Consider the following 19591-nt stretch of genomic DNA (forward strand, 5'->3'; position numbering starts at 1 on the left):
TAATTCCCATAACAAAAAAAGACCAAAAAGCAAATTCCACTTTTCGGTCTCTACACTATCTTCTCTTCGTAATTTTTCCTGAACCACCGACCCTCGTTTTCGGAGGAGATGTATTCCTTGGCGGCGTTTTAATAGATGATTTTGGCTTCACATCTGATCCGCTTGAACCGCCTGGTGTTTTTGTAATTTTACCCTTGCTTCCAGTAGAAGGTGGGGGCGTCGTATTACTTCCTTTTTCAGTAATACTTCCCTTATCACCTACTGATGGTTTCGAATCTACATTATCGCCTCGCTTAATGATAGACCCTTTCCCTTCCTTCGTAATTGGAGGTGGGGTTTTCTTTTCTTCTTTTGTAGGTGGTCTCTCTGGAATAACTGGTTTATGATTTTGTCTATCGTTATATCCTCGATAATCACCGTATGATGATTTTCGTGAACCGAATATATCGTTTAATATGCTACCCATAATATATCCTTGCAAGAAGGACGGTTGGTAATTTTGACGGACAAATTCTTTATTACTTATTTCAATTAACGTATCAGATGGTTTCTCTTTATCCTTTTGCAGGTTATAAATCTTATCAGAATAAACGAGGAACATTTGATTTTCGTCTTCTTTAGATGCTTGCTGCGGTTCTCTTTCATTAATGAGTTCCTTTGCGACTTCAGGAACTGACCGATTGGCGGCCCTATACACGTAAGATTCTTGTTTACCTTCCTTGGCAACAGATTCAAGTGGATAACGGTCTTGAATCGACTTTGTCTGCCCGCCTTGACAACCTGATAAGGCATAACCAGCAACAACAAGTAATATAACGATAGCAAGTATAGGGATCACAAACGATTTAATCATGGTAAACAATCGGCTTGACATGATTACGCCCCCTTACGTTGCTCTTATAATTTGTACATCAGCAGGAATGATTGCTTCTCCCTCATACATCATTGTGCGACCATTTTGCCATTCAATACGCAATAATTTCCGATTATCTGATTGGAATTCCCATATATACTGTTCTTCTGAAGCTGAGAATGGAGTTTTTCCCATCACAACAACACGTCCGTTATATTGTTCTTCCATATGATACTCAGTATCATCCATTTCAATTGTCGTCGGAATTTCATCAATTGAATCTAAGCGACCATCAATTGGAGTATATAATTTGTAATACGTATTTTCTCGGTCTTCAATTTTTAAATAACGAATATCTTTTCCATCTTGCAATGTCAAAACAATTTCCTTACGCGAATGCATACTCGTTTTCCCAATTAATTCATACATAACTAATGAAACTTCAATCATATCGCCAGGAGCTAACGTTAAAAGACTCTTTTCCGGCTTCGGTGGCTCTGGGCTTTTCATTATATTTTTAATTCGTTTAAATAAACTCATGATCTACCCCTCCTTTTCTCTTTATAAACAAGCACCTAAAATTAGTGCACCAACAATATGTAATGATCCGGCTAACATCGCATGTGCAACGCTACCTTCTTTCGTACCTTCTTCTAAATCAAGACCAGACATTTTCTTTAATACGAATTCGATAAACATTTCTACCACTAATAAAATAACGAAAGAAACTGCTGATGCAAGAAGTGCTTGCCATAAATCATTTGCTTTCGTTATCGATTGAGATAAAATGTACCCTTGTGCAAATAATTTCATAATAAAACGAGTTGTTACAGCTGTATTTCCATTTTTGATTTCTTTTAAATCATTGTATTTTGTAAAAATTGAATCAACCCACATAATTGCAAATAAAAGTACTGCACTCGCTCCAGTCCATACAAGCATGGCAACTACATTCATCCATGTCATTGCAAAACCTCCTCTAAAATATAATAGAAAACCGACATGAATATATTTAGACATGTCGGTTCATTTGTCTTTATTCTATATTATTTCTCATACTGCTTCATAATACGAGCTAATTCATCGTCAACAGCAGAATTTTTGTTTAAGCTTGCGAATTCATCATCTAATGATTTTTCTTTCTTATAAACTTCACCGCTTGCTTCCGCTTCAGCCTCTAATTGAAGGGCTTTCTCTTCCATACGGCTTAAACCAGCTTTTGCTGAATTTGAATCAAATCCAGACATCGCCTGATTAATATTTTTCTGTGCTTTCGCAGCATTTACACGTGCTACAAGTGTTTCACGTTTATTTTTCAGCTCTGTTAATTGCTTACGCATTTCTTCTAGCTTTAGGCGCAGGTTATCAGCAGCAGTTTTATTTTGCTCGTAGCTTGCTTTATACTCATTCATTTTTTGCTCTGCATTTTGTTTTTCTTCTAATGCACGACGCGCAAGATCTAAGTTATTAGCTTGAACAGCCATATGAGCCTGCTCTTCACGTTTTTTCACAAGTGCTTCTTGCTCTTCAAATAATATTTTGAATTTCTTCTCAAGTGCGATTTGAGCTGCTACACTTTTCTCAGCCTCTTGTACATCGGCTTGCATATCGCGTAAATATTGATCAGTCATCTTAACTGGATCTTCCGCTTTTTCAATTAACGAATACACATTCGACATTGTTAAATCTCTTAATCGTTTAAATACAGACATCTAAATTCCTCCTATGATATACCTCATATTTCAAATTCACTACTTGGAAAACTGAAAAATCTCCCTTTACAGTAAAGAATATTCATTTTACAGCCTATGTGTTTATTATAACAAAACTAATATGTCCTTACATGTTATTTCCAAAATACATCCATTATAATATGACATTCTATATACAATATTGTATTTCTAATATATTCTCATTATCCCTCTTTGAAATTAACTTACTTTTGTGCAATTTCACTAAATTACATAAGTGTAATGTTACTGTAAGCTAACTCGATAGTTGCATTCCAATATTTCTCATACACTAATATCAGAAGCAACAAACAAGCTTCTTCGCATGTAAGCAACGATACAAAAATTGTATTTACTATAAAACATATAAAAGGAGAAATCATCATGAAAAAATTAGTAGGAATCGGATTAGCAGCAGCAATTTCACTTGGAGCATTATCAGGTTGTTCTTTATTAGGAGAAAAAGCGAACGGCTTTGTACTGTACGGATCAGAAGAACAAGTTCAGCAAATTACAGATAAAAACAAAAAAGAAGTGAAAGAAAAAGACTTCTATAAAATGAAAATGACAACATTAGATGGTAAAAAAGTTCTTGTAATGGATAAGAAAACTGGTGAAGAACTAGTGAAAAAAGAGTTACTTAGCAAAGTTGATGAAAAAGACAACACGAAACCACTTGATAAATTACCAGCTGTAACAACAGAACAAGGTGTATTATTTGCAAAAGAAAAAGTAGAAAATGCTGCACTTGATGGGGCAAAATTAAAATATGAAGGCAACACAATTATCGGAAGTGGCCGTGCATATACAGATATGTATGCGATTGTCGATGACGCAACTTACAGAAATGTAAAAGGTGATGAAAAATCTGTAGGTGTATTAAAATTTGATAAAGACCCAAGTAAAGAATTCCCTGGTTACAAAGGCGTAGAAGCTTCTCAACTTGTAAAAATTAAAAAGTAAAACAAAAAAGCTTTGCGAAATTTCGCAAAGCTTTTTTCTATTTATTATGAGCAATTTGCTCCATATCCGGGCTACAAGTTTGCGACTGACATGACTTATTTAAAGAACATGCCGCGCATTTTCCTTTTTTACTTCTCTTTACAAAATTAACTAACGTATATGCTGCATAACCAAAAATGATAGCTCCAATTATAATATTGACCATCATCACAATACATCTCCTTCTAGAATCCGAGTAAGGATCCAACTTGGTATATAATGAGCGTTAATACATAAGCAACTACGAGTGGATAAACGACTGAGAAAATCGTCCACTTCGCTGATCCTGTTTCACGTTTAATAACAGCTACCGTCGCTAAACACGGAACATATAATAAAATAAAGAACATAAATGCATAAGCTGATAATGCTGTATAATGTGCTCCCATTACATTTCCAAGCACATCTTCTTTAACTGCATAAATAATTGCCATTGTAGAAACGACAACTTCTTTTGCTAAAAATCCTGTTAAAAGGGATGCTGCAGCTTGCCACGTTCCGAAGCCGAGCGGTGCAAATAATGGTGCGATAAATCCACCAATCATCGCTAAGTAGCTATCTCCCATATCAACGCCGAATCCTGATGGACCTGCATAGTTTAATAACCAAATAACAACCGAACCACCAAAGATGAATGTACCAGCTTTACGAACAAATCCCTTTCCTTTCTCCCACGTGCTTAGCCATAATGTTTTTGCTTGTGGCACACGGTAAGGCGGTAATTCAATTACGAAAATAGACTTTTCCGCTTTCAAAATTGTAAGAGACATAATTTTTGTAACTAATAACGCAAGAACAATCCCTGCAACATATAAAGAAAATACAACAGTCGCCTGACTATGCGGGAAAAATACGCCCGCAAATAATGCATATACAGGTAATCGTGCTGAACAAGACATAAATGGTGTTACTAAAATGGTAAGTAAACGTTCTTTTTCCTGTTCAATCGTTCTCGCAGCCATGATACCTGGAACGTTACATCCAAAACCGATAATCATCGGAATAAAAGCTTTTCCGTTTAAGCCGAAAAACTCCATAATTCTATCCATAACAACTGCAATTCGCGCCATATACCCTGAGTCTTCTAATAATGAAATAAAAAAGAATAGTGCAAAGATTTGTGGTACGAATACTAATACAGCACCAACACCGGCAATAATACCTTCTGTAACGAGTGCTTGAATAAAATCAGAAGCTCCAATACTTGTAAGTCCAGCCGTCACCCAATCCGTAAGCTGCCCACCAAAAAACTCATCTAACATATCCGATAAAGGTGTACCAATCCACGTAAACGTAACCTGAAAAATAAAAAACATAACTGCTAAAAAGATTGGAAGTCCTAAAATTTTATGTGTAATTAATCTATCAATTTTTTCTGAAAAAGGAATTTCCCCTTCTTTCTCATGCTTCATAACATTTGTTTTTAACTTTTCAATATACGCTTCACGAGTTTTGTAAATGTGCTCTTCTAACGTACAATCAAGTCTTCCTTCTAAGCGAGATCGAATGGCTATGAGTTCCTTATAAATTGGTAATGCTTTCATTTCTTTTTCTACTACTTCGTTATTGCTTAAAAATTGAAGTGCTAACCATCTCGGATGCTCGTAATTCGCTGTCTCTAAAAGAGCAATTACTTCTCCAATTCCTTCATCCATTTGTACACCATATGAAATAAGGAATGGCTTTTTCTCTTTTTTGTCATTTTCTTTAAGAGTCGTAAGCAGTTCTTCACAGCCTTTTCCACTTCTTGCAACAACAGGAACGACTGTTACACCTAATAGCTCTGATAATCGTTTTACATCAATGACAATTCCTCTTTGCTTCGCCACATCAACCATGTTTAAACCAATTGAGACTGGCTTACCAAATTCAAGTAACTGCAACGTTAAATGCATATTTCTTTCAAACTGCGAGGAATCTACGATATTTAACATATGATTAAATTCTTCTGTTAATAGAAAGTTTGTTACAACACCTTCATCACGTGAAACTGGATTTAAATCATACACACCTGGCAAATCAATTAATGTTCCTTGTCTATCTTTTAATTTACCAACCTTCTTTTCTACTGTTACACCGCTCCAGTTTCCTACGTATTCATAAGAACCAGTAAGTGCATTAAATAATGATGTCTTCCCTGTATTCGGATTCCCTAGCAAAGCTACCTTATTCACGCTAATTCCACCTTTATCATTTTCGCGTCACAATGACGAATACTAATTAACTGTCCACGACACTCCAATGTACAAGGACCTTTGAACATCGCTTTCTGCTTCATACGAAGTTCGCTTCCTTCAGAAAGACCAAAAGCAGCCAGTCTTCTCTTTAATAATTGATCTAACGACTGAACGCTTTTTACTAACACTTTCTCACCGATTTTAATATCTACTAAGCTCATAACCTTCCCCCTCAGAAGAGAATGATAATTATTTTCAAAAGAATTATAGCACACTCTATTTCTTGAGTACTATACCCTTTGACTTCATATTTATTAACATTTCTCTACAATTCTATTTCAATTATTGTCATAATGGATTCGTTTGCCATTCTCATCCATTTCGCTTACAATAAACAATAGCAAATAAAGAATTTCGTTATCACAGGGGGAGCTATGCCGCTGAGAGGGAACACTTCGTTCCGACCCTTCGAACCTGTTAGTTAATGCTAACGCAGGGATTGTGCAAACGTCCGAAATACATACCTCTTTTTTATTTACGTATTTCGTATCCTCCTATGATATCTATTCTTTTTTGTACAACTTGGATTTAGGGGGAGACAACATGCGTAACACCAATTTACAAGCGATGATCGAATCTGCTATTCTTGCAGCCTTCGCCATGATCATCGATATTTTACCATTATCACTTAAACTTCCAACAGGCGGTTCTATCTCATTCGCTATGATTCCTATTTTTATTATTGCTTACCGCTGGGGCTTTAAATCAGCTTCCTTAGGCGGTTTAGTTTGGGGACTATTACAAATTGTCGTGGGAGATGCTTATATTTTAACACCTGTTCAAGCATTCATTGAGTACTTCATTGCCTTTGCTTTTATCGGATTTGCTGGCTTATTCTATCGTCCAATTCAAAAAGCACTTTTAACATCCAATGAAAATAGCTTAGAACAATCAAATTTAGGTAACCGTAAAGACAAACCTTCATCAAAACAAAATCAGGGTAAGAAAGTCCTTGCTTATATTATCCTTGCTACATTTATCGGTAGCTTTGCTCGCTATTTCTGCCACTTTATTGCCGGCATTATTTTCTGGGGACAATATGCGCCGAAAGGTCAATCAGCTGTGTTATATTCATTAATCGTAAATGGAAGTACAATGCTTGGTTCTTTTATTTTATGTACCGTTTTACTTATATTTTTATTTATCACTTCACCACGCTTATTCAAGAGCATCAGTGCTTATCAAATGAATACACAAAAAAAGGGCGCTTAATGAGCGCTCTTTTTTCATATCGTAATATCAATTAAAAATACAATAAATGCGCAAAAGAAAATAAATACCATTATACTTAGCCAATTGCTATGCACGGTTCATCGACTCCTTACATAACCTCATATTCTAAATAAATTATACTAATTAAAAATAAAGATTAGGTAAAGATAATATGAAAATAAATTAAAAAAGCATAGATCATATTGTCTACGCTTTTTTCGGTAAATAGAAATAAAATAATACACCATCTTCTGTATTTTCTGCCCCATATTCAGCATCATGTAGTTCTAAAATATTCTTTGAAATAGCAAGTCCAAGCCCCGTCCCACCTTGTGAACGCTGACGAGCTGTATCCACGCGATAAAAACGATCCCAAATTTTATCTAATTGTTCTTCTTCAATATGAGTACCTTTATTTTCAATGCACACTTTTATACGATCCTTCTCATCTATTGTAGAAATAATAATATCTTCTTTATTTGGTGTATAACGTATGGCATTCGTAATGAAATTCACGATGACTTGTTCAATCCGGCCTTGATTTGCAATCACTTCAAATGAACATATATTTTTATGAACACGAAGCTCTTTTTTCTCTATTTCCACAGATAGATGTTCACATATATCTTCAATTACTGTATCAATATAAAACGAATCCTTTTTCATTTTATATGTACCAGATTCAAATTTAGCTAATTCAAGCATATCCAAAATTAACGTATCCATTTTGTCTACTTCTCTCTCCATCGCCTGAAAATAATACTCTTTTTTATGTTCAGCTACCCCGTCTTTTAAAATAGAAATACAGCTTTTCATAATACTTAGCGGTGTTTTTAATTCATGTGAAACACCAGAAATGAATTCTTTTCGCGTCTTTTCTAACTTTCTTTCCTTTTCAATATCTTCTTCTAACTGCCCAATATGCGAATGGAGTTTATTTGATAGCACATTAATATTTTTCGATAAATCTCCAATTTCATCTTTTGAAGTAATTGGTATTTTTTCTGTAAAATCTAATTGTGCTATTTTCTTCGTCGTATCATTTATTTTTAATAATGGTTTTGCAATTTGTTTTGAATAATAAAACGAAGCTAAAAAAATAAGAACGACTACAAATGCAATGATATAGATGTAATAATCTTGCACCATTTGTACAGCTTCATCTACAGGCTGTAAAGAAGCCATCGCATAAATATATGTTACTGATCCATCTTTTTCTTTTATTGGTTTCATTAATAATTTATATTTTATATCATTCTTTTCATGGTCCATTGTCTTTGTTGAATACTCTATTTGATTACTCTCTTTTAGTAATACATCCGTTTGAAATTCTTTTATACTATCCAAAAATAAAGTATTTTTATAAATTGGATTTACGGGGCCTTTTACATCTGGAAACTGTACTTTCGTAACACGCCCTCCTATGTAAACATCTGGTTCTTGGGCAACTTGCTCCTGAACGGCTGGCCTCTTCTCCTTAACAACTTGTTCCCCGGTTGCTTTCTTTTTCTCCTCATATAATTTTCTCATTTTCTCATTAAATGCTTTTTCTAGCGGTTTATTAGATCCGCTTAAATTCTGCTTAGATAAAGAAAAAGAGAATGGAATAAAACTATCTTCTTTTCTCACTCCAGAAAAATAAATTTCTTGCCCTAAAAAATGCTCTGATAATTTATTATCAATCTCCTCTATATTGACGAGATTACCTAAGGGAATTTTGAATATTTGTTGTCCAAAGCTCTTTTGTTGCCTACGATCTATCGTTACTTCAAAATAAAAATCATCTGCATGTTTTAAATTCCCGTTCTTATCTAATGTCGTAATCCACGTATTATTTTCTCTTAAAAAGTCTTGCTCTAGTTTCTGAATTTCTTCTGCATTTCCTGCATGATTTAAATAGTTCTTCTCAAAGGAATTTAAATTCACTTTAATATCTTCCACTTTTCGATTCGCATAATATTGTTTGAAAAATATCGTTTGTCCAATAAATATCGTCGCTAAAATTAACATGCATAATGCTGTTGTAAGAGTAAATAATTTTAGAACAATCCCTTTTCTCATATATTCCCCTCAAATTTATAACCAGTTCGTACTACAGTTGTAATATACTTTGCTTTCTCTCCTAATTTATTTCTTAAATTACGAATATGGCTATTCACCGTTCGATCATCGCCAGCAAATTCATATCCCCAAATTCTTGAAATGAGTTGCTCTCGCGTTAAAACGATTCCTTGATTTTTCATGAAATACGCTAATATTTCAAATTCTGTATGCGTTAAATTAATATCAGTTCGATTTACCGTAACAGTGCGTGACGGAAAATGAACGTGAATATCATGGATTGATAATGTATCATCTTCATTCTCTAAAAGTTGCTTTGTCACTTTTCTGCTTTCTAACAACCTTTTCGCTCTTGCTAATAAAATTGGCGGACTATACGGCTTCGTCACATAATCATTTGCCCCAAGTTCAAAACCAAGTAACGTATCGTCTTCATCTACGCGCGCCGTCAGCATAATAATAGGCACCTCGGACGTCTTTCGAATTCTTCGGCAAACAGACCATCCATCGAGTTCTGGCAACATAATATCTAAAATAACTAAATCAACCTCTTCTTCTTCAAATACAACTAAAGCCTCTTTCCCGTCCCTCGCTTCAAACACTACATATTGCTCACTTAAAAAATAATCTTTTAATATTTCACGTAATATGTCTTCATCTTCAACAATTAAAATGTTTTTTGACATAACTTATATCCCCCTCCCGCTTTCAGAAACTATAATTTCACTTCGAATAACTTCCAGTTAACTTCGCCTCGATAATATATCTATCTGGTGCATCCCCTATATAATTAAATGGGTAACAAGTTGTCAGTGTTAATATCGGTTCTTCTTTTTTTATAATAACAGTACGATCATCCGCATGAGTAATCCATGTCTTTTGAATTTCATATGTGTACGTTTTATTATCATACTCTAAAACAAGAGTATCCTTTTCTTTCAACTCTCCTAAATCTGTAAATACAGTATCTCGGTGTCCACTCAGTACAGTATGTCCTCCTCCAGATGGGGTTGTCGTTAAATCACTAACAAACATACCAACTCCTTTTTTCAAAGTCGTATCATCCGCTCCCCAATATATAGAAAACTTCTTCTTTATTTTCGGTATGTTTAACATCGCTACCTTTTCACCTTCTTTATGTTCTGTTTGAGAAGAAGGCACTTGAGAAGTTACAGGTGTTTCATGAGAAAGTTGAGTATCTTGTATATTTTTAAGGCTCTTTATTTCTTCTTTCGTTAATTCTTGAGCAGAGCTTTTTCCTTTATACCATTCCACAGCGTAATAGGATCCCATGAATAGCCCAATAGCCATCAATATGATACCGATATAATTGAGTAACTTCATTCTTCATCCCTCCATGCAAAAAATGGTAGGAGTAACCTACCATTTTTAATATATGAAATTATTCCATTCTTTATAGGAAAATATTTTATTTACACTTTAATCTTATTGCGACGATTCAAACCAAATAATGTACCTATCGCTACAAGACATGCACTTAATCCCATCATTGCTACATTATTTGATGCTGTATTTGGTAATTTTTCACCTTGTACAACTGGCTTTACTACTTCTTTTTTAGCTACTTCATTCTTTTGCTCGGCTTTTATCGCTGCTTCTTTTTTTGCCATATCATTTTTTAACTGTTCTTGCGCTATTCTCTTTTTCTCAGCTTTTATTGCTTCCTCTTTTTTAGCCATATCATTTTTTTCTTGTACTTGGGCCGCTTGTTTTTTCTCTACTTCACTTTTTTGCTGTTCCTTAATTGCTTCTTCTTTTTTAGCTTTATCTTGTTGCACTTGCGCTTCTTCTTCCTTTGTTACTGTTCCAGTATCCGCACTCGCTACTGAAGAATATCCTACTGTTAAAAATGCCATTGCACAAATTGGTAATAGTCTCTTTTTCATCTTCATTCTCTCCTTATATTTTATTCACATCAACTCGCACCGGATGTATTACTAGAATAAGCAAGAGATATAAATATAAGATGCAGATGAAATATATTTCATTTAAAGATTTCATTGTAGAAAAAGAAAAAAACATCGCAATATGTACGATGTTTTTTCGGGTGTGTGTCTCAATATTTACATGTTACTTTCGCGTGATTTGGAAGTAGAACGGGCCGGAGCGATAACTAATTGTCTCGGCTCAGTTTTCTTGAAGTGATTTTTGACGTTACACTTACGACGTTGAACAACCCACGCTTTAATAGGGTTTGTTAAAATAATCTTTTGCTCTTCGTTAGGGGCCTCTTCTTCAAACCTACAACTTTCGCTCCATTTATTCCATTTCATTGTAAATTTAGAAGAAGAATGATCATCTTCACGATCAAACAAGTGCAAAAAATCCATTTTTCCATCTAGCATTACGGTGTTACTAGTCGCTAAAAAAGAAAAGGTCGTCCAACGTTTCTCCATGCCCTCCTACTCCTTTTTCACATATAGAGTGCCTAAAACTTAATTTACCTAAAATATGCTTGCCTTTTACCTTACACCCATAGTTTATCCAAAATGCTATTATGCAACTATCGATTTGCCTTACAACTACCTTACATTTTTGTAAGAAACAAAAAAACCTTCACTCTATATAATGAAGGTTTCTTACTTTTTATCTATATGATCTCTCATATCATCAAGTCCAGCTTCTTTTAGCTGCGACATCATACCGTGCGAAATTGCTCCTAACACTAAAGTCATTCCAATTAATGAAATACGAATCGCAGGTACATCAATTACGTAAGCCAACAGGCCAAGAACAATTGTTAAAAGTAATGCTTTTATAAATGTTACACTTGTGTACTGTTTCTTCTTCATCATATTCACCCTTTGTGGAAGCGTTTTCTTAATATACTTAGTATATCATATCATCAGATGATTTTGTCGTTATCTTTGTAAAAAATTACTATCTCCTTTGACTTTTTCTATTCTATCCTTTACAGTCGAAATGTTCGCAAGTTTTACACTGTAGGAGGATTACAATGAATATTGAAATAAAAGACACTTTAATTTCTGAAGAACAATTACAAGCAAAAGTGAAAGAATTAGCACTTCAAATCGAACGTGACTTTGAAGGAGAAGAAATCGTAGTTATCGCCGTATTAAAAGGTTCATTCGTATTTGCTGCTGATTTAATTCGTCACATTAAAAACGATGTAACAATTGACTTCATTTCTGCATCTAGTTACGGAAATCAAACAGAAACGACAGGAAAAGTGAAACTACTAAAAGATATCGACGTAAACATTACTGGAAAAAACGTAATTGTTGTAGAAGATATTATCGATTCTGGTTTAACACTTCATTTCTTAAAAGACCACTTCTTTATGCATAAACCAAAGGCACTCAAGTTCTGTACATTACTTGATAAACCAGAACGCCGTAAAGTGGACTTAAAAGCTGAATATGTTGGCTTCCAAATTCCAGACGAATTTATCGTTGGCTACGGTATCGACTGTGCTGAGAAATATCGTAACTTACCATTTATCGCTTCAGTTGTAACGGAGTAATATAATAAAATAAGCTTCCATCAATTACTGATGGAAGTTTATTTTCTATCACGATTCGTAAAAGACAAAGGGAGAGAATAAAAATGACAAAGACAAAATTTGAAAAAGTACTCCTCATCGTAAATCCGAAAGCTGGTCAAGGTGACTTACATACAAATTTAACGAAAATCGTACCACCTCTTGCCGCAGCTTTTCCTGATCTACATATCCTTCATACGAAAAAACAAGGTGATGCAACAAAATATTGCCAAGAGTTTGCTAGTAAAGTAGATTTAATTATCGTCTTTGGTGGTGATGGAACAGTATTTGAATGCACAAATGGCTTAGCACCTCTCGAAACTAGACCTACACTTGCAATCATTCCAGGCGGAACTTGCAACGACTTCTCTCGCACACTTGGTGTTCCGCAAAACATTGCAGAAGCGGCAAAACTTATTACAAAAGAACATATAAAACCAGTTGACGTTGCAAAAGCAAATGGACAACATTTCTTAAACTTCTGGGGGATTGGTCTCGTATCTGAAGTATCAAACAATATCGATGCAGATGAAAAAGCAAAGCTTGGTAAAATCGGTTACTATTTAAGTACAATTCGAACTGTAAAAAATGCTGAAACATTCCCAGTAAAAATTACTTATGACGGACAAGTATATGAAGACGAAGCTGTCCTTGTCATGGTTGGAAATGGTGAATATCTTGGTGGTATTCCATCCTTTATTCCAAACGTAAAATGTGATGACGGAACACTTGATATTTTCGTAGTCAAATCAACAGGTATTCAAGCATTTAAAGATTACATCGGAAAGAAACTATTCGAGGATTCAAATGAAAATGACATCTTCCACGTAAAAGCGAAATCCATTCATATTGAAACGAAAGAAGAAAAAGAAGTAGATACAGATGGAGAAAGTTCGCTTCACACACCTTGTCACATTGAATTATTACCAGGACACTTTACGATGATTTATAATCCTGCGGTTGTGTAAAGAAAAAAACGAGTGCTAGCACTCGTTTTTTTCTCTTCTAATCTAGTTATGTCGTTGAATCATTTCTTCTATTTCTTTAACTCTCTCTAAAGTAATTCCATTTCTTTGTTCGATTGCTAAAGGATGCTCGGTTGGCTCTAATTCAACATACGGTGCCGTTCCAACTTCTCTTATATGTACATTTGTTTTTAAATTTAATGTTTCTGGATAAAATGGTATTTCTACAGATAACCAACCAAAATAAGGATCACTATTTTCTCGGCCTCTCTCATCCCACTTTTCTAATACTTCATCATAACTTTCTTTACTAAGTGATACCCAAACAGTCCATATGAAATTTTCGTGGTAATCAATGATAGGAAACTCTAAACATCCTCTAATAAAATAGAAGAATGACTTGTTTGCATACTCTAGTTCTTTTTATGTACAATGAAGGAAAGAAGTACCTTCATATAAGGGAGAGGACAAACTTTGTTCAACCAACAGTTAGTTAATTTACGCATTGATTTTGCATTTAAACAATTGTTTGGTACGAATGGTAGCGAAGATATTCTAATTGCATTTTTAAATGCTATGTTACAAGAGTCTTTAGAGTCGCCCATTGCTTCTCTACAACTAGAAGATCCACATTTACACAGGGAATATGAAGAGGATAAGTTATCTATTTTAGACATTTCAGCGACATTAGACACAGGAACAAAAGTTAATGTAGAAATACAACTCAATAATAATCACGATATGGTTAAACGCAGTTTATATTATTGGGGAAGACTATACACATCTCAACTACAAAAAGGGATGCCCTACAGTGCACTTCACAAAACCATCACCATAAACTTACTAAACTTCGTAATGTTTTCGGAACACCCAGCCTTCCATACAACGAGCATATTATGGAATACACAACAACAAAAACTCCTGAGTGACGACATTGAAATCCACATTATAGAAATTCCAAAGTTAACTGAACAATGGCATGAAGAAAAAGTAAATCCGTGGAAAGATCCATTTGTTCGTTGGCTTTTATTGCTTTCAGCAAATGAGGATGAGCACTTAACTAAACTATTGGAGGATATTGCTATGAACGAAGATCCTATTTTACAAAAAGCGATAAATAAATGGGAACGTATGAGTCAAGATTCTTCTTTCCGGCAAGCCTATGACGCAAGGGAGAAAGTTTTAATGGATGAAGCAGCAAAATTCGCCCATGCAGAGACAGAAGGAATAAAAAGAGGAATGGAACAAGGGATGAAACAAGGAATTAAAAAAGGCATTGAAAAAGGCATTGAAAAAGGCATTGAAAAAGGCATTGAAAAAGGTCGAAAAGAAGGAGTTCAGCAGGGAAAAATTCAAATGATTAAAAATATGTATGATCTTGGTATACCACTTGAAACGATTGCTAAGGCAAGTAAATTAAGTTTGCATGAGATTGAGCATATTTTAGGACATAAATAGTGATAAAAAAAGAGCTTGAATAGTTTCAAGCTCTTTTTTATCAACTCTCCTCAATATCATCCAATTGAGTCTTATAACATTCATCACACTCTGGCCTCGTAGGAAGAATCCCTCTTTCATCAGGTAATAAAACCCTCAAAACTTCTCGATCCATCTCTACGAAAGACTTCATAATAATGGGATATCCTTCAATAATATTCGTATACTCAATCCCTTGTTCAAACTTTTTTCCGCTCTTTATTTCTTCTATTATGGTACAAAAAACACTATGCGCGACTTCAGGATCCATATTTAATGCTATTTGTAAATCTTGATGATTAAAGTTATCTCTTAGACCATGCGTATGATAATTAGCATGGATGCCATCAATATCTTCTGCTAATATGCTATGCATGTACCATCCATACTCTTGTAGCATATTTTCTTCCCATTCATCTGCATCCTCTTCTAAATCTTCATCAAACAAATTCGGATCATACCACACGTCCTCGTAATCTCCAGCAATTAAAAATCTCCAACCAGGTGGTAACCCTAAATACTTCTTTATTTCAGGTGCCCATTCATCAATATGTTGAACGTGTAAAGGAAGAAAGAAATCTTCTTCTGTCCCCATTTCTTCACCAGCCCAAATGTACCAACCTGTCGTTCCATTTTCTATAGGCATTCGTAACCCATTAATCGGAGCGATACCATCTTTCACATTTTGCGCTATTCCTAATTTCAAGTCATTCGGAGATTCTACATACTCCGCTTTATATTTATCACATATACTTCTCTGTTCTTTTATGTATTTTTCCATCCTTTTAGCACACTCCCCAATTTTTGAAAGATAGATTTCTTTGCCGAAGCACTCTCTAACTTCCATACCCCACACGGATTATAAAATGGATCCTCTTGTTCATAACGTTTATCTATATAATGAGATAAACGATACACTGGAGCATCTTCTGTGAAACTAATTGTATCTCCATCTTTCAAATTAGGTTTTTCCAATATATTATGTAGGTTAAAATCATTCAATAAATCTACAGCTACTTCCGGATCTATCCCTCCGTCTAAAACAACGTCTGGTAGATTAAATGCTTGCATTCCACATGAATAATAACCGTCTTCTTCATCTCCAACTAAAGTTACAAGGTGCGAATACATCGGAAAGATTTCCTTATCCTCTGCAAGCTCTTGCCATTCTTCTTTCGAATAAGCTACACCTGCTGTTTCAACTTTTAAAGCAAGTCCACCTGCATTTAAAAGTTCCATTCCTACATCAATTACTTCTTGTAATCTCTCTGTATCGTCAACTTTTGCAATAACATACACTGTATAAGTATGCTTCTCCAACTCCTGAAGCAATTCTTCATCAAAACGCTCCCCACCTGCATAGAAGAAAGCCTCTCTCAAAGAAGGGTCTTGTTCATATATATCAATTTCAAAGCCAATCTCTTTCTCCTTATGGTGCATCACATTTCCCGCTAATATATAGTTACTTTTACTCACAACTTCTTGTATTAATTCTGTTCTAGATTTCCATAAACCAGGTACTCCAATAACGATTTGTGTCTCCATCATATGCACTCCACTTCTCATCTATTTTCAATCTATTCTTTCTATCTTCCAAACTAAATTAGCTGGGCTATCTTTCTCTAAAAAGGTTAACATCCATACAGTTTTTCCTTTATCGTTCATCAGCAGCACTTTATGGTTTAACTCCCAAGCCACTTCACTAACATGATCAAACATCTTTGTTAATACACCTTAATCAATTTCAAGCCATCCCATTCCCATAGAAAGAAATAACAGTCCAATTATAAAAAAGAGACCCCCAGTTAAAAAATAGAACGGCGCTCCGTGCAATGGATCATTAAATAACTCTATCAAATTTCCAGCTACTACTTTCCATTTCTCTTTCTTTGAATTTTTTTCTTTTATTTCTTTTACAAATCGATAAATACTGAGACTGATCAAAGTGATACCAATTAATAAACATCCTGATATGATAAGGATTCCCAAATGTAACACTCCATTTAAATACCATTTTCATGCACACCTCATTTTAACTAAAAAAAGCAAAAGAGAACATAATTTTCACTATGCTCTCTTTCTCTCTTTTCTATTTACTAACAATCCCAAAATAAGCACGAACCGTCAACAAATAATAACCAATATAAATAACGCTATACACGCCGATGCTAATTAACAGCGGAACTGCAATTTCATACGGAAGTACTGTCGCTAATCCTGTTAACGCAAATAAAGTGTGTAATATACCAACTACTAAAGGAATGAAGAAGATAAATCTCATTTGTTTTGCGATTGCTTTTTTCGTGACACCTAGTTTTCGAAGAACGATGTAACGCTCACGATCTGCATGTGCTTCTGTCCTCTTTCAGTAACAGTATTGAGTATAGATATATTTTCTTAAAAAGAAATTGTATACTCATAAAAAAGCCTGCAGTTGTTACAATGCAGGCTTTCAAATACTCACTCTATTTTTTTGTTTAATAAATTGATTAAGCTAAATATGCTTGTTGTAACGCCTCTAAACCATCTTTATAAATGCCATGGAATAGATTAATTGCCTCTTCATCAGTAACCTCTACAGGAGTGAAGCTACCAGACCATTCAACTAATGATGTGTTAGCATCTTTACCTTCTTTAACATGGATTGTAGATAAATAATTCGTCACAGGGAATGGTGCTTGCATAATTGAATATGTGTAGTAACGTTCTTTCTCATTAAATGCTTCTAAACGCTCTACGATTGCATCGCCATCAGGATTAGCTAAATGACGTACGCGCCCACCTTCCGTTACTTTACTGCTAGGGATATATGGTAACCAATCTGGAAGTGCATCAAAACCTCCAATTAATTGCCATACTTGGGCAGGTGAAGCTGGAATTTCAATAGATGTAATAGTATTTGCCATTTTCATTACTCTCCTTTTTATTTAACGTTAATTGGTAGTGGTGCATTAACTGCAACTAATTTTTGTTCACGCATTTCTTCCCAGAACGCTGCTGGAATCACTGTTTTCAATGCAGCTTGGTCTTCTGCAATTCGTTCCGGTTTACTTGCACCTGGAATAACAGCAGCAACCGCTGGGTTAGCCAGTGAAAACTGTAAAGCAGCAGCTTTAATACTGATTCCATGACGATCTGCAAGGTTTTTCATTTTATTAACTTTTTCAATGATTTCTGGTGACGCTTTTTGGTATTCGAAGTGAGCACCTCCAGCAAGAACACCTGAGCTATATGGTCCACCAACAACAATGTCCATATTGTTGTTTACAGCCGCAGGCATTACGCGTTCTAACGCACGCTCGTGGTCTAATAATGAATAGCGACCAGCTAGTAAAGAAACATTTGGTTTTGCTTCTTCTAAGTCCAGCATAAGTTCAATTGATTCTACTTTGTTTACTCCAAGGCCCCAACCTTTAATTACCCCTTCATCACGTAATTGAGTAAGTGCACGGAATGCTCCTGTTCGAGCAATTTCAAATTGTGAAATCCACTCATCTCCATAAAAATCTTGTGCTACATCATGAATATAAACAAAATCTAGACGGTCTGTTTTTAAACGTTTTAAGCTATCCTCAATAGAACGAAGAGTTGCATCCGCACTGTAGTCATTGATGATTTTATTTTTACGACCAAATTCGAAAAGTCCACCTTTTTCACCTAAATCACGTGTAGATGGATCTTCCAATTCATCTGAAATAATTCGACCTACTTTTGTACTTAAGAAGTACTCATCACGATTTCTTTTCGATAGTGCTTCACCAAGACGAATCTCTGCTAAACCAGATCCATACAGTGGAGCTGTATCAAAGTAACGAACACCATTATCCCAAGCAGCATCCACTGTTGCGATTGCTTCTTCCTCTGGAATATTACGGTACATATTACCTAGTGGTGCCGTACCAAAACCAAGTGTACCTTTTAATAAATCTTTCATTTAAAATCTCCTCCTAAAATCTATTTAAAAATGTTTAATGAATATCAATTAATGTGACAAGGGCTGACCGATTAAAGCACGATAGTTATGAAAAATAACGTATATACTTTTTAGTTCTACACTACTCATTTCCCTCTCACGTATGTAATTATGTCTTATCTACAACACAATAAAAAGTACGCACTTTAAAGTGTTATAGATACAAATAAGTAACAATTTTACGTTTCAACGTATGTAGCTCCAAAATAATTTCATTTAAAATGATTTTATTAAAAAAAATAAGCTATTCCTGCGGAGTTAACTGTAAAAGTTATTAGTGAGAAATGAAAAATTGTTCTTATTCTTCATTAAAAAAGGCAAAAACGAACCGAAATATGTTCGTTTTTGCCTTTTTACCTTCTCTAAAATATTAAATTACATTTCGAACAAAAAGGAGCCGAATTCCCTTTTCTAATTTTCGCATCACATTTTGGACAATATACATATCGCTCTTCTATCATTTGTCGCTCTATCATATGTAAGGATACTATTCTCATACTGCACATAATCCCAATTAATATAAGGCTAACAATGAGTAGCATACCTCTCGCCCTCCCCC

25 protein-coding genes, 2 pseudogenes and 1 riboswitch are annotated in these 19591 nt (G+C 34.7%); of the genes and pseudogenes, 5 read left to right on the plus strand and 22 right to left on the minus strand.

Annotated features, from left to right (window positions below):
- Positions 1–55 precede the first annotated feature (55 nt).
- The 4 genes from ACTFSL_RS07740 to ACTFSL_RS07755 form a co-directional block, all read right to left on the minus strand.
- Positions 56–874 (minus strand): DUF4247 domain-containing protein, encoded by an 819-nt coding sequence (locus ACTFSL_RS07740; protein WP_088338497.1) that lies wholly within the window; start codon positions 872–874, stop codon positions 56–58.
- Between the two features lie 12 nt (positions 875–886).
- Positions 887–1393 carry a DUF4178 domain-containing protein gene (locus tag ACTFSL_RS07745; protein WP_000051745.1) on the minus strand — a complete coding sequence of 169 codons (507 nt, stop codon included), beginning with the start codon at positions 1391–1393 and terminating at the stop codon, positions 887–889.
- A 21-nt stretch (positions 1394–1414) separates the two neighbouring features.
- On the minus strand, positions 1415–1819 hold the full coding sequence (locus ACTFSL_RS07750) for a DUF350 domain-containing protein (RefSeq protein WP_000220087.1): 405 nt from the start codon (positions 1817–1819) through the stop codon (positions 1415–1417).
- Positions 1820–1899: 80 nt separating this feature from the next.
- On the minus strand, positions 1900–2565 hold the full coding sequence (locus tag ACTFSL_RS07755; RefSeq protein WP_025687310.1) for a PspA/IM30 family protein: 666 nt from the start codon (positions 2563–2565) through the stop codon (positions 1900–1902).
- A 402-nt stretch (positions 2566–2967) separates the two neighbouring features.
- Between ACTFSL_RS07755 and ACTFSL_RS07760 the strand changes: the two genes are divergently transcribed.
- Positions 2968–3546 (plus strand): lipoprotein BA_5634 family protein, encoded by a 579-nt coding sequence (locus tag ACTFSL_RS07760; protein WP_088338498.1) that lies wholly within the window; start codon positions 2968–2970, stop codon positions 3544–3546.
- 37 nt (positions 3547–3583) lie between these two features.
- Here the strand turns inward: ACTFSL_RS07760 and ACTFSL_RS07765 are convergent, their stop codons facing one another.
- Genes ACTFSL_RS07765 through ACTFSL_RS07775 form a run of 3 tightly spaced genes read right to left on the minus strand, consistent with a single transcriptional unit; the run spans position 3584 to position 5983 of the window.
- The gene (locus ACTFSL_RS07765; protein WP_000989598.1) at positions 3584–3754 is read right to left on the minus strand and encodes a FeoB-associated Cys-rich membrane protein; all 171 of its coding nucleotides are present in this window, start codon (positions 3752–3754) and stop codon (positions 3584–3586) included.
- A 16-nt stretch (positions 3755–3770) separates the two neighbouring features.
- Positions 3771–5759 (minus strand): ferrous iron transport protein B, encoded by a 1989-nt coding sequence (gene feoB / locus ACTFSL_RS07770; RefSeq protein ID WP_088338499.1) that lies wholly within the window; start codon positions 5757–5759, stop codon positions 3771–3773.
- Positions 5756–5983: a FeoA family protein gene (locus tag ACTFSL_RS07775; protein ID WP_000060519.1), complete on the minus strand. Its 228-nt coding sequence runs from the start codon at positions 5981–5983 to the stop codon at positions 5756–5758. Before ACTFSL_RS07775 ends, feoB begins: the two co-directional genes overlap by 4 nt.
- A gap of 194 nt (positions 5984–6177) precedes the next feature.
- A riboswitch (TPP riboswitch) is annotated at positions 6178–6279 on the plus strand.
- Between the two features lie 86 nt (positions 6280–6365).
- On the opposite strand from ACTFSL_RS07775, the gene thiT reads away from it, so the two are divergent.
- The gene (thiT, locus tag ACTFSL_RS07780) at positions 6366–7034 is read left to right on the plus strand and encodes an energy-coupled thiamine transporter ThiT (RefSeq protein WP_088338500.1); all 669 of its coding nucleotides are present in this window, start codon (positions 6366–6368) and stop codon (positions 7032–7034) included.
- Between the two features lie 207 nt (positions 7035–7241).
- Here thiT and ACTFSL_RS07785 read toward each other — a convergent pair whose 3' ends face one another.
- The 6 genes from ACTFSL_RS07785 to ACTFSL_RS07810 all read right to left on the minus strand — a co-directional run bounded on the left by ACTFSL_RS07785 (position 7242) and on the right by ACTFSL_RS07810 (position 11911).
- Entirely contained in the window at positions 7242–9095 is a 1854-nt protein-coding gene (locus ACTFSL_RS07785) for a sensor histidine kinase (RefSeq protein WP_088338501.1), read from the minus strand.
- Complete coding sequence (locus tag ACTFSL_RS07790; RefSeq protein ID WP_000041862.1) at positions 9092–9781, minus strand: response regulator transcription factor; 690 nt, start codon at positions 9779–9781, stop codon at positions 9092–9094. The genes ACTFSL_RS07785 and ACTFSL_RS07790 overlap by 4 nt, the downstream gene beginning before the upstream one ends.
- 37 nt (positions 9782–9818) lie before the next feature.
- The gene (locus tag ACTFSL_RS07795) at positions 9819–10439 is read right to left on the minus strand and encodes a class D sortase (RefSeq protein ID WP_088024158.1); all 621 of its coding nucleotides are present in this window, start codon (positions 10437–10439) and stop codon (positions 9819–9821) included.
- An 89-nt stretch (positions 10440–10528) separates the two neighbouring features.
- Positions 10529–11002 (minus strand): LPXTG cell wall anchor domain-containing protein, encoded by a 474-nt coding sequence (locus ACTFSL_RS07800; RefSeq protein ID WP_440041460.1) that lies wholly within the window; start codon positions 11000–11002, stop codon positions 10529–10531.
- A gap of 177 nt (positions 11003–11179) precedes the next feature.
- Entirely contained in the window at positions 11180–11512 is a 333-nt protein-coding gene (locus tag ACTFSL_RS07805) for a hypothetical protein (protein ID WP_000415613.1), read from the minus strand.
- A gap of 183 nt (positions 11513–11695) precedes the next feature.
- Positions 11696–11911: a hypothetical protein gene (locus tag ACTFSL_RS07810; RefSeq protein WP_002001286.1), complete on the minus strand. Its 216-nt coding sequence runs from the start codon at positions 11909–11911 to the stop codon at positions 11696–11698.
- Between the two features lie 161 nt (positions 11912–12072).
- On the opposite strand from ACTFSL_RS07810, the gene hpt reads away from it, so the two are divergent.
- Both hpt and ACTFSL_RS07820 read left to right on the plus strand, forming a co-directional pair.
- The gene (hpt, locus tag ACTFSL_RS07815; RefSeq protein ID WP_001019294.1) at positions 12073–12600 is read left to right on the plus strand and encodes a hypoxanthine phosphoribosyltransferase; all 528 of its coding nucleotides are present in this window, start codon (positions 12073–12075) and stop codon (positions 12598–12600) included.
- 83 nt (positions 12601–12683) lie between these two features.
- Entirely contained in the window at positions 12684–13586 is a 903-nt protein-coding gene (locus ACTFSL_RS07820; protein ID WP_000167897.1) for a diacylglycerol/lipid kinase family protein, read from the plus strand.
- 42 nt (positions 13587–13628) lie between these two features.
- Here ACTFSL_RS07820 and ACTFSL_RS07825 read toward each other — a convergent pair.
- Positions 13629–13973 (minus strand): annotated as a pseudogene (locus ACTFSL_RS07825) (DUF2199 domain-containing protein); the annotation flags it as partial.
- 84 nt (positions 13974–14057) lie between these two features.
- Here ACTFSL_RS07825 and ACTFSL_RS07830 point away from each other — a divergent pair.
- Positions 14058–15041: an Rpn family recombination-promoting nuclease/putative transposase gene (locus ACTFSL_RS07830; protein WP_440041461.1), complete on the plus strand. Its 984-nt coding sequence runs from the start codon at positions 14058–14060 to the stop codon at positions 15039–15041.
- Between the two features lie 40 nt (positions 15042–15081).
- Here ACTFSL_RS07830 and ACTFSL_RS07835 read toward each other — a convergent pair whose 3' ends face one another.
- The 8 genes and pseudogenes from ACTFSL_RS07835 to ACTFSL_RS07870 form a co-directional block, all read right to left on the minus strand.
- The gene (locus tag ACTFSL_RS07835; RefSeq protein ID WP_000417362.1) at positions 15082–15840 is read right to left on the minus strand and encodes a DUF4262 domain-containing protein; all 759 of its coding nucleotides are present in this window, start codon (positions 15838–15840) and stop codon (positions 15082–15084) included.
- Positions 15825–16604, minus strand: coding sequence for a DUF4261 domain-containing protein (locus tag ACTFSL_RS07840; RefSeq protein WP_119684049.1), 780 nt, complete (start codon positions 16602–16604; stop codon positions 15825–15827). The genes ACTFSL_RS07835 and ACTFSL_RS07840 overlap by 16 nt, the downstream gene beginning before the upstream one ends.
- A gap of 27 nt (positions 16605–16631) precedes the next feature.
- Positions 16632–16778, minus strand: coding sequence for a hypothetical protein (locus ACTFSL_RS07845; protein ID WP_000459564.1), 147 nt, complete (start codon positions 16776–16778; stop codon positions 16632–16634).
- Positions 16779–16793: 15 nt separating this feature from the next.
- Complete coding sequence (locus tag ACTFSL_RS07850; protein ID WP_061457815.1) at positions 16794–17048, minus strand: hypothetical protein; 255 nt, start codon at positions 17046–17048, stop codon at positions 16794–16796.
- Between the two features lie 100 nt (positions 17049–17148).
- Positions 17149–17418: pseudogene (locus ACTFSL_RS07855) on the minus strand (hypothetical protein); the annotation flags it as partial.
- Between the two features lie 130 nt (positions 17419–17548).
- Positions 17549–17965: an SRPBCC family protein gene (locus tag ACTFSL_RS07860; RefSeq protein ID WP_000024112.1), complete on the minus strand. Its 417-nt coding sequence runs from the start codon at positions 17963–17965 to the stop codon at positions 17549–17551.
- Positions 17966–17982: 17 nt separating this feature from the next.
- The gene (locus ACTFSL_RS07865) at positions 17983–18993 is read right to left on the minus strand and encodes an aldo/keto reductase (RefSeq protein WP_000653986.1); all 1011 of its coding nucleotides are present in this window, start codon (positions 18991–18993) and stop codon (positions 17983–17985) included.
- A gap of 401 nt (positions 18994–19394) precedes the next feature.
- On the minus strand, positions 19395–19574 hold the full coding sequence (locus ACTFSL_RS07870; protein WP_000924676.1) for a hypothetical protein: 180 nt from the start codon (positions 19572–19574) through the stop codon (positions 19395–19397).
- Between the last annotated feature and the right edge of the window lie 17 nt (positions 19575–19591).

This window comes from Bacillus cereus group sp. MYBK108-1, assembly GCF_051917185.1.
Classification (GTDB): domain Bacteria; phylum Bacillota; class Bacilli; order Bacillales; family Bacillaceae_G; genus Bacillus_A; species Bacillus_A cereus.

Excerpts from the sequence above, each read along its gene's own strand:
- ACTFSL_RS07740 (WP_088338497.1), bottom strand. The coding sequence starts at position 874 with ATGTCAAGCCGATTGTTTACCATGATTAAATCGTTTGTGATCCCTATA.
- ACTFSL_RS07745 (WP_000051745.1), bottom strand. The coding sequence starts at position 1,393 with ATGAGTTTATTTAAACGAATTAAAAATATAATGAAAAGCCCAGAGCCA.
- ACTFSL_RS07750 (WP_000220087.1), bottom strand. The coding sequence starts at position 1,819 with ATGACATGGATGAATGTAGTTGCCATGCTTGTATGGACTGGAGCGAGT.
- ACTFSL_RS07755 (WP_025687310.1), bottom strand. The coding sequence starts at position 2,565 with ATGTCTGTATTTAAACGATTAAGAGATTTAACAATGTCGAATGTGTAT.
- ACTFSL_RS07760 (WP_088338498.1), top strand. The coding sequence starts at position 2,968 with ATGAAAAAATTAGTAGGAATCGGATTAGCAGCAGCAATTTCACTTGGA.
- ACTFSL_RS07765 (WP_000989598.1), bottom strand. The coding sequence starts at position 3,754 with ATGATGGTCAATATTATAATTGGAGCTATCATTTTTGGTTATGCAGCA.
- ACTFSL_RS07775 (WP_000060519.1), bottom strand. The coding sequence starts at position 5,983 with ATGAGCTTAGTAGATATTAAAATCGGTGAGAAAGTGTTAGTAAAAAGC.
- thiT (WP_088338500.1), top strand. The coding sequence starts at position 6,366 with ATGCGTAACACCAATTTACAAGCGATGATCGAATCTGCTATTCTTGCA.
- ACTFSL_RS07785 (WP_088338501.1), bottom strand. The coding sequence starts at position 9,095 with ATGAGAAAAGGGATTGTTCTAAAATTATTTACTCTTACAACAGCATTA.
- ACTFSL_RS07790 (WP_000041862.1), bottom strand. The coding sequence starts at position 9,781 with ATGTCAAAAAACATTTTAATTGTTGAAGATGAAGACATATTACGTGAA.
- ACTFSL_RS07795 (WP_088024158.1), bottom strand. The coding sequence starts at position 10,439 with ATGAAGTTACTCAATTATATCGGTATCATATTGATGGCTATTGGGCTA.
- ACTFSL_RS07800 (WP_440041460.1), bottom strand. The coding sequence starts at position 11,002 with ATGAAAAAGAGACTATTACCAATTTGTGCAATGGCATTTTTAACAGTA.
- ACTFSL_RS07805 (WP_000415613.1), bottom strand. The coding sequence starts at position 11,512 with ATGGAGAAACGTTGGACGACCTTTTCTTTTTTAGCGACTAGTAACACC.
- ACTFSL_RS07810 (WP_002001286.1), bottom strand. The coding sequence starts at position 11,911 with ATGATGAAGAAGAAACAGTACACAAGTGTAACATTTATAAAAGCATTA.
- hpt (WP_001019294.1), top strand. The coding sequence starts at position 12,073 with ATGAATATTGAAATAAAAGACACTTTAATTTCTGAAGAACAATTACAA.
- ACTFSL_RS07820 (WP_000167897.1), top strand. The coding sequence starts at position 12,684 with ATGACAAAGACAAAATTTGAAAAAGTACTCCTCATCGTAAATCCGAAA.
- ACTFSL_RS07835 (WP_000417362.1), bottom strand. The coding sequence starts at position 15,840 with ATGGAAAAATACATAAAAGAACAGAGAAGTATATGTGATAAATATAAA.
- ACTFSL_RS07840 (WP_119684049.1), bottom strand. The coding sequence starts at position 16,604 with ATGGAGACACAAATCGTTATTGGAGTACCTGGTTTATGGAAATCTAGA.
- ACTFSL_RS07845 (WP_000459564.1), bottom strand. The coding sequence starts at position 16,778 with ATGTTTGATCATGTTAGTGAAGTGGCTTGGGAGTTAAACCATAAAGTG.
- ACTFSL_RS07860 (WP_000024112.1), bottom strand. The coding sequence starts at position 17,965 with ATGGCAAATACTATTACATCTATTGAAATTCCAGCTTCACCTGCCCAA.
- ACTFSL_RS07865 (WP_000653986.1), bottom strand. The coding sequence starts at position 18,993 with ATGAAAGATTTATTAAAAGGTACACTTGGTTTTGGTACGGCACCACTA.
- ACTFSL_RS07870 (WP_000924676.1), bottom strand. The coding sequence starts at position 19,574 with ATGCTACTCATTGTTAGCCTTATATTAATTGGGATTATGTGCAGTATG.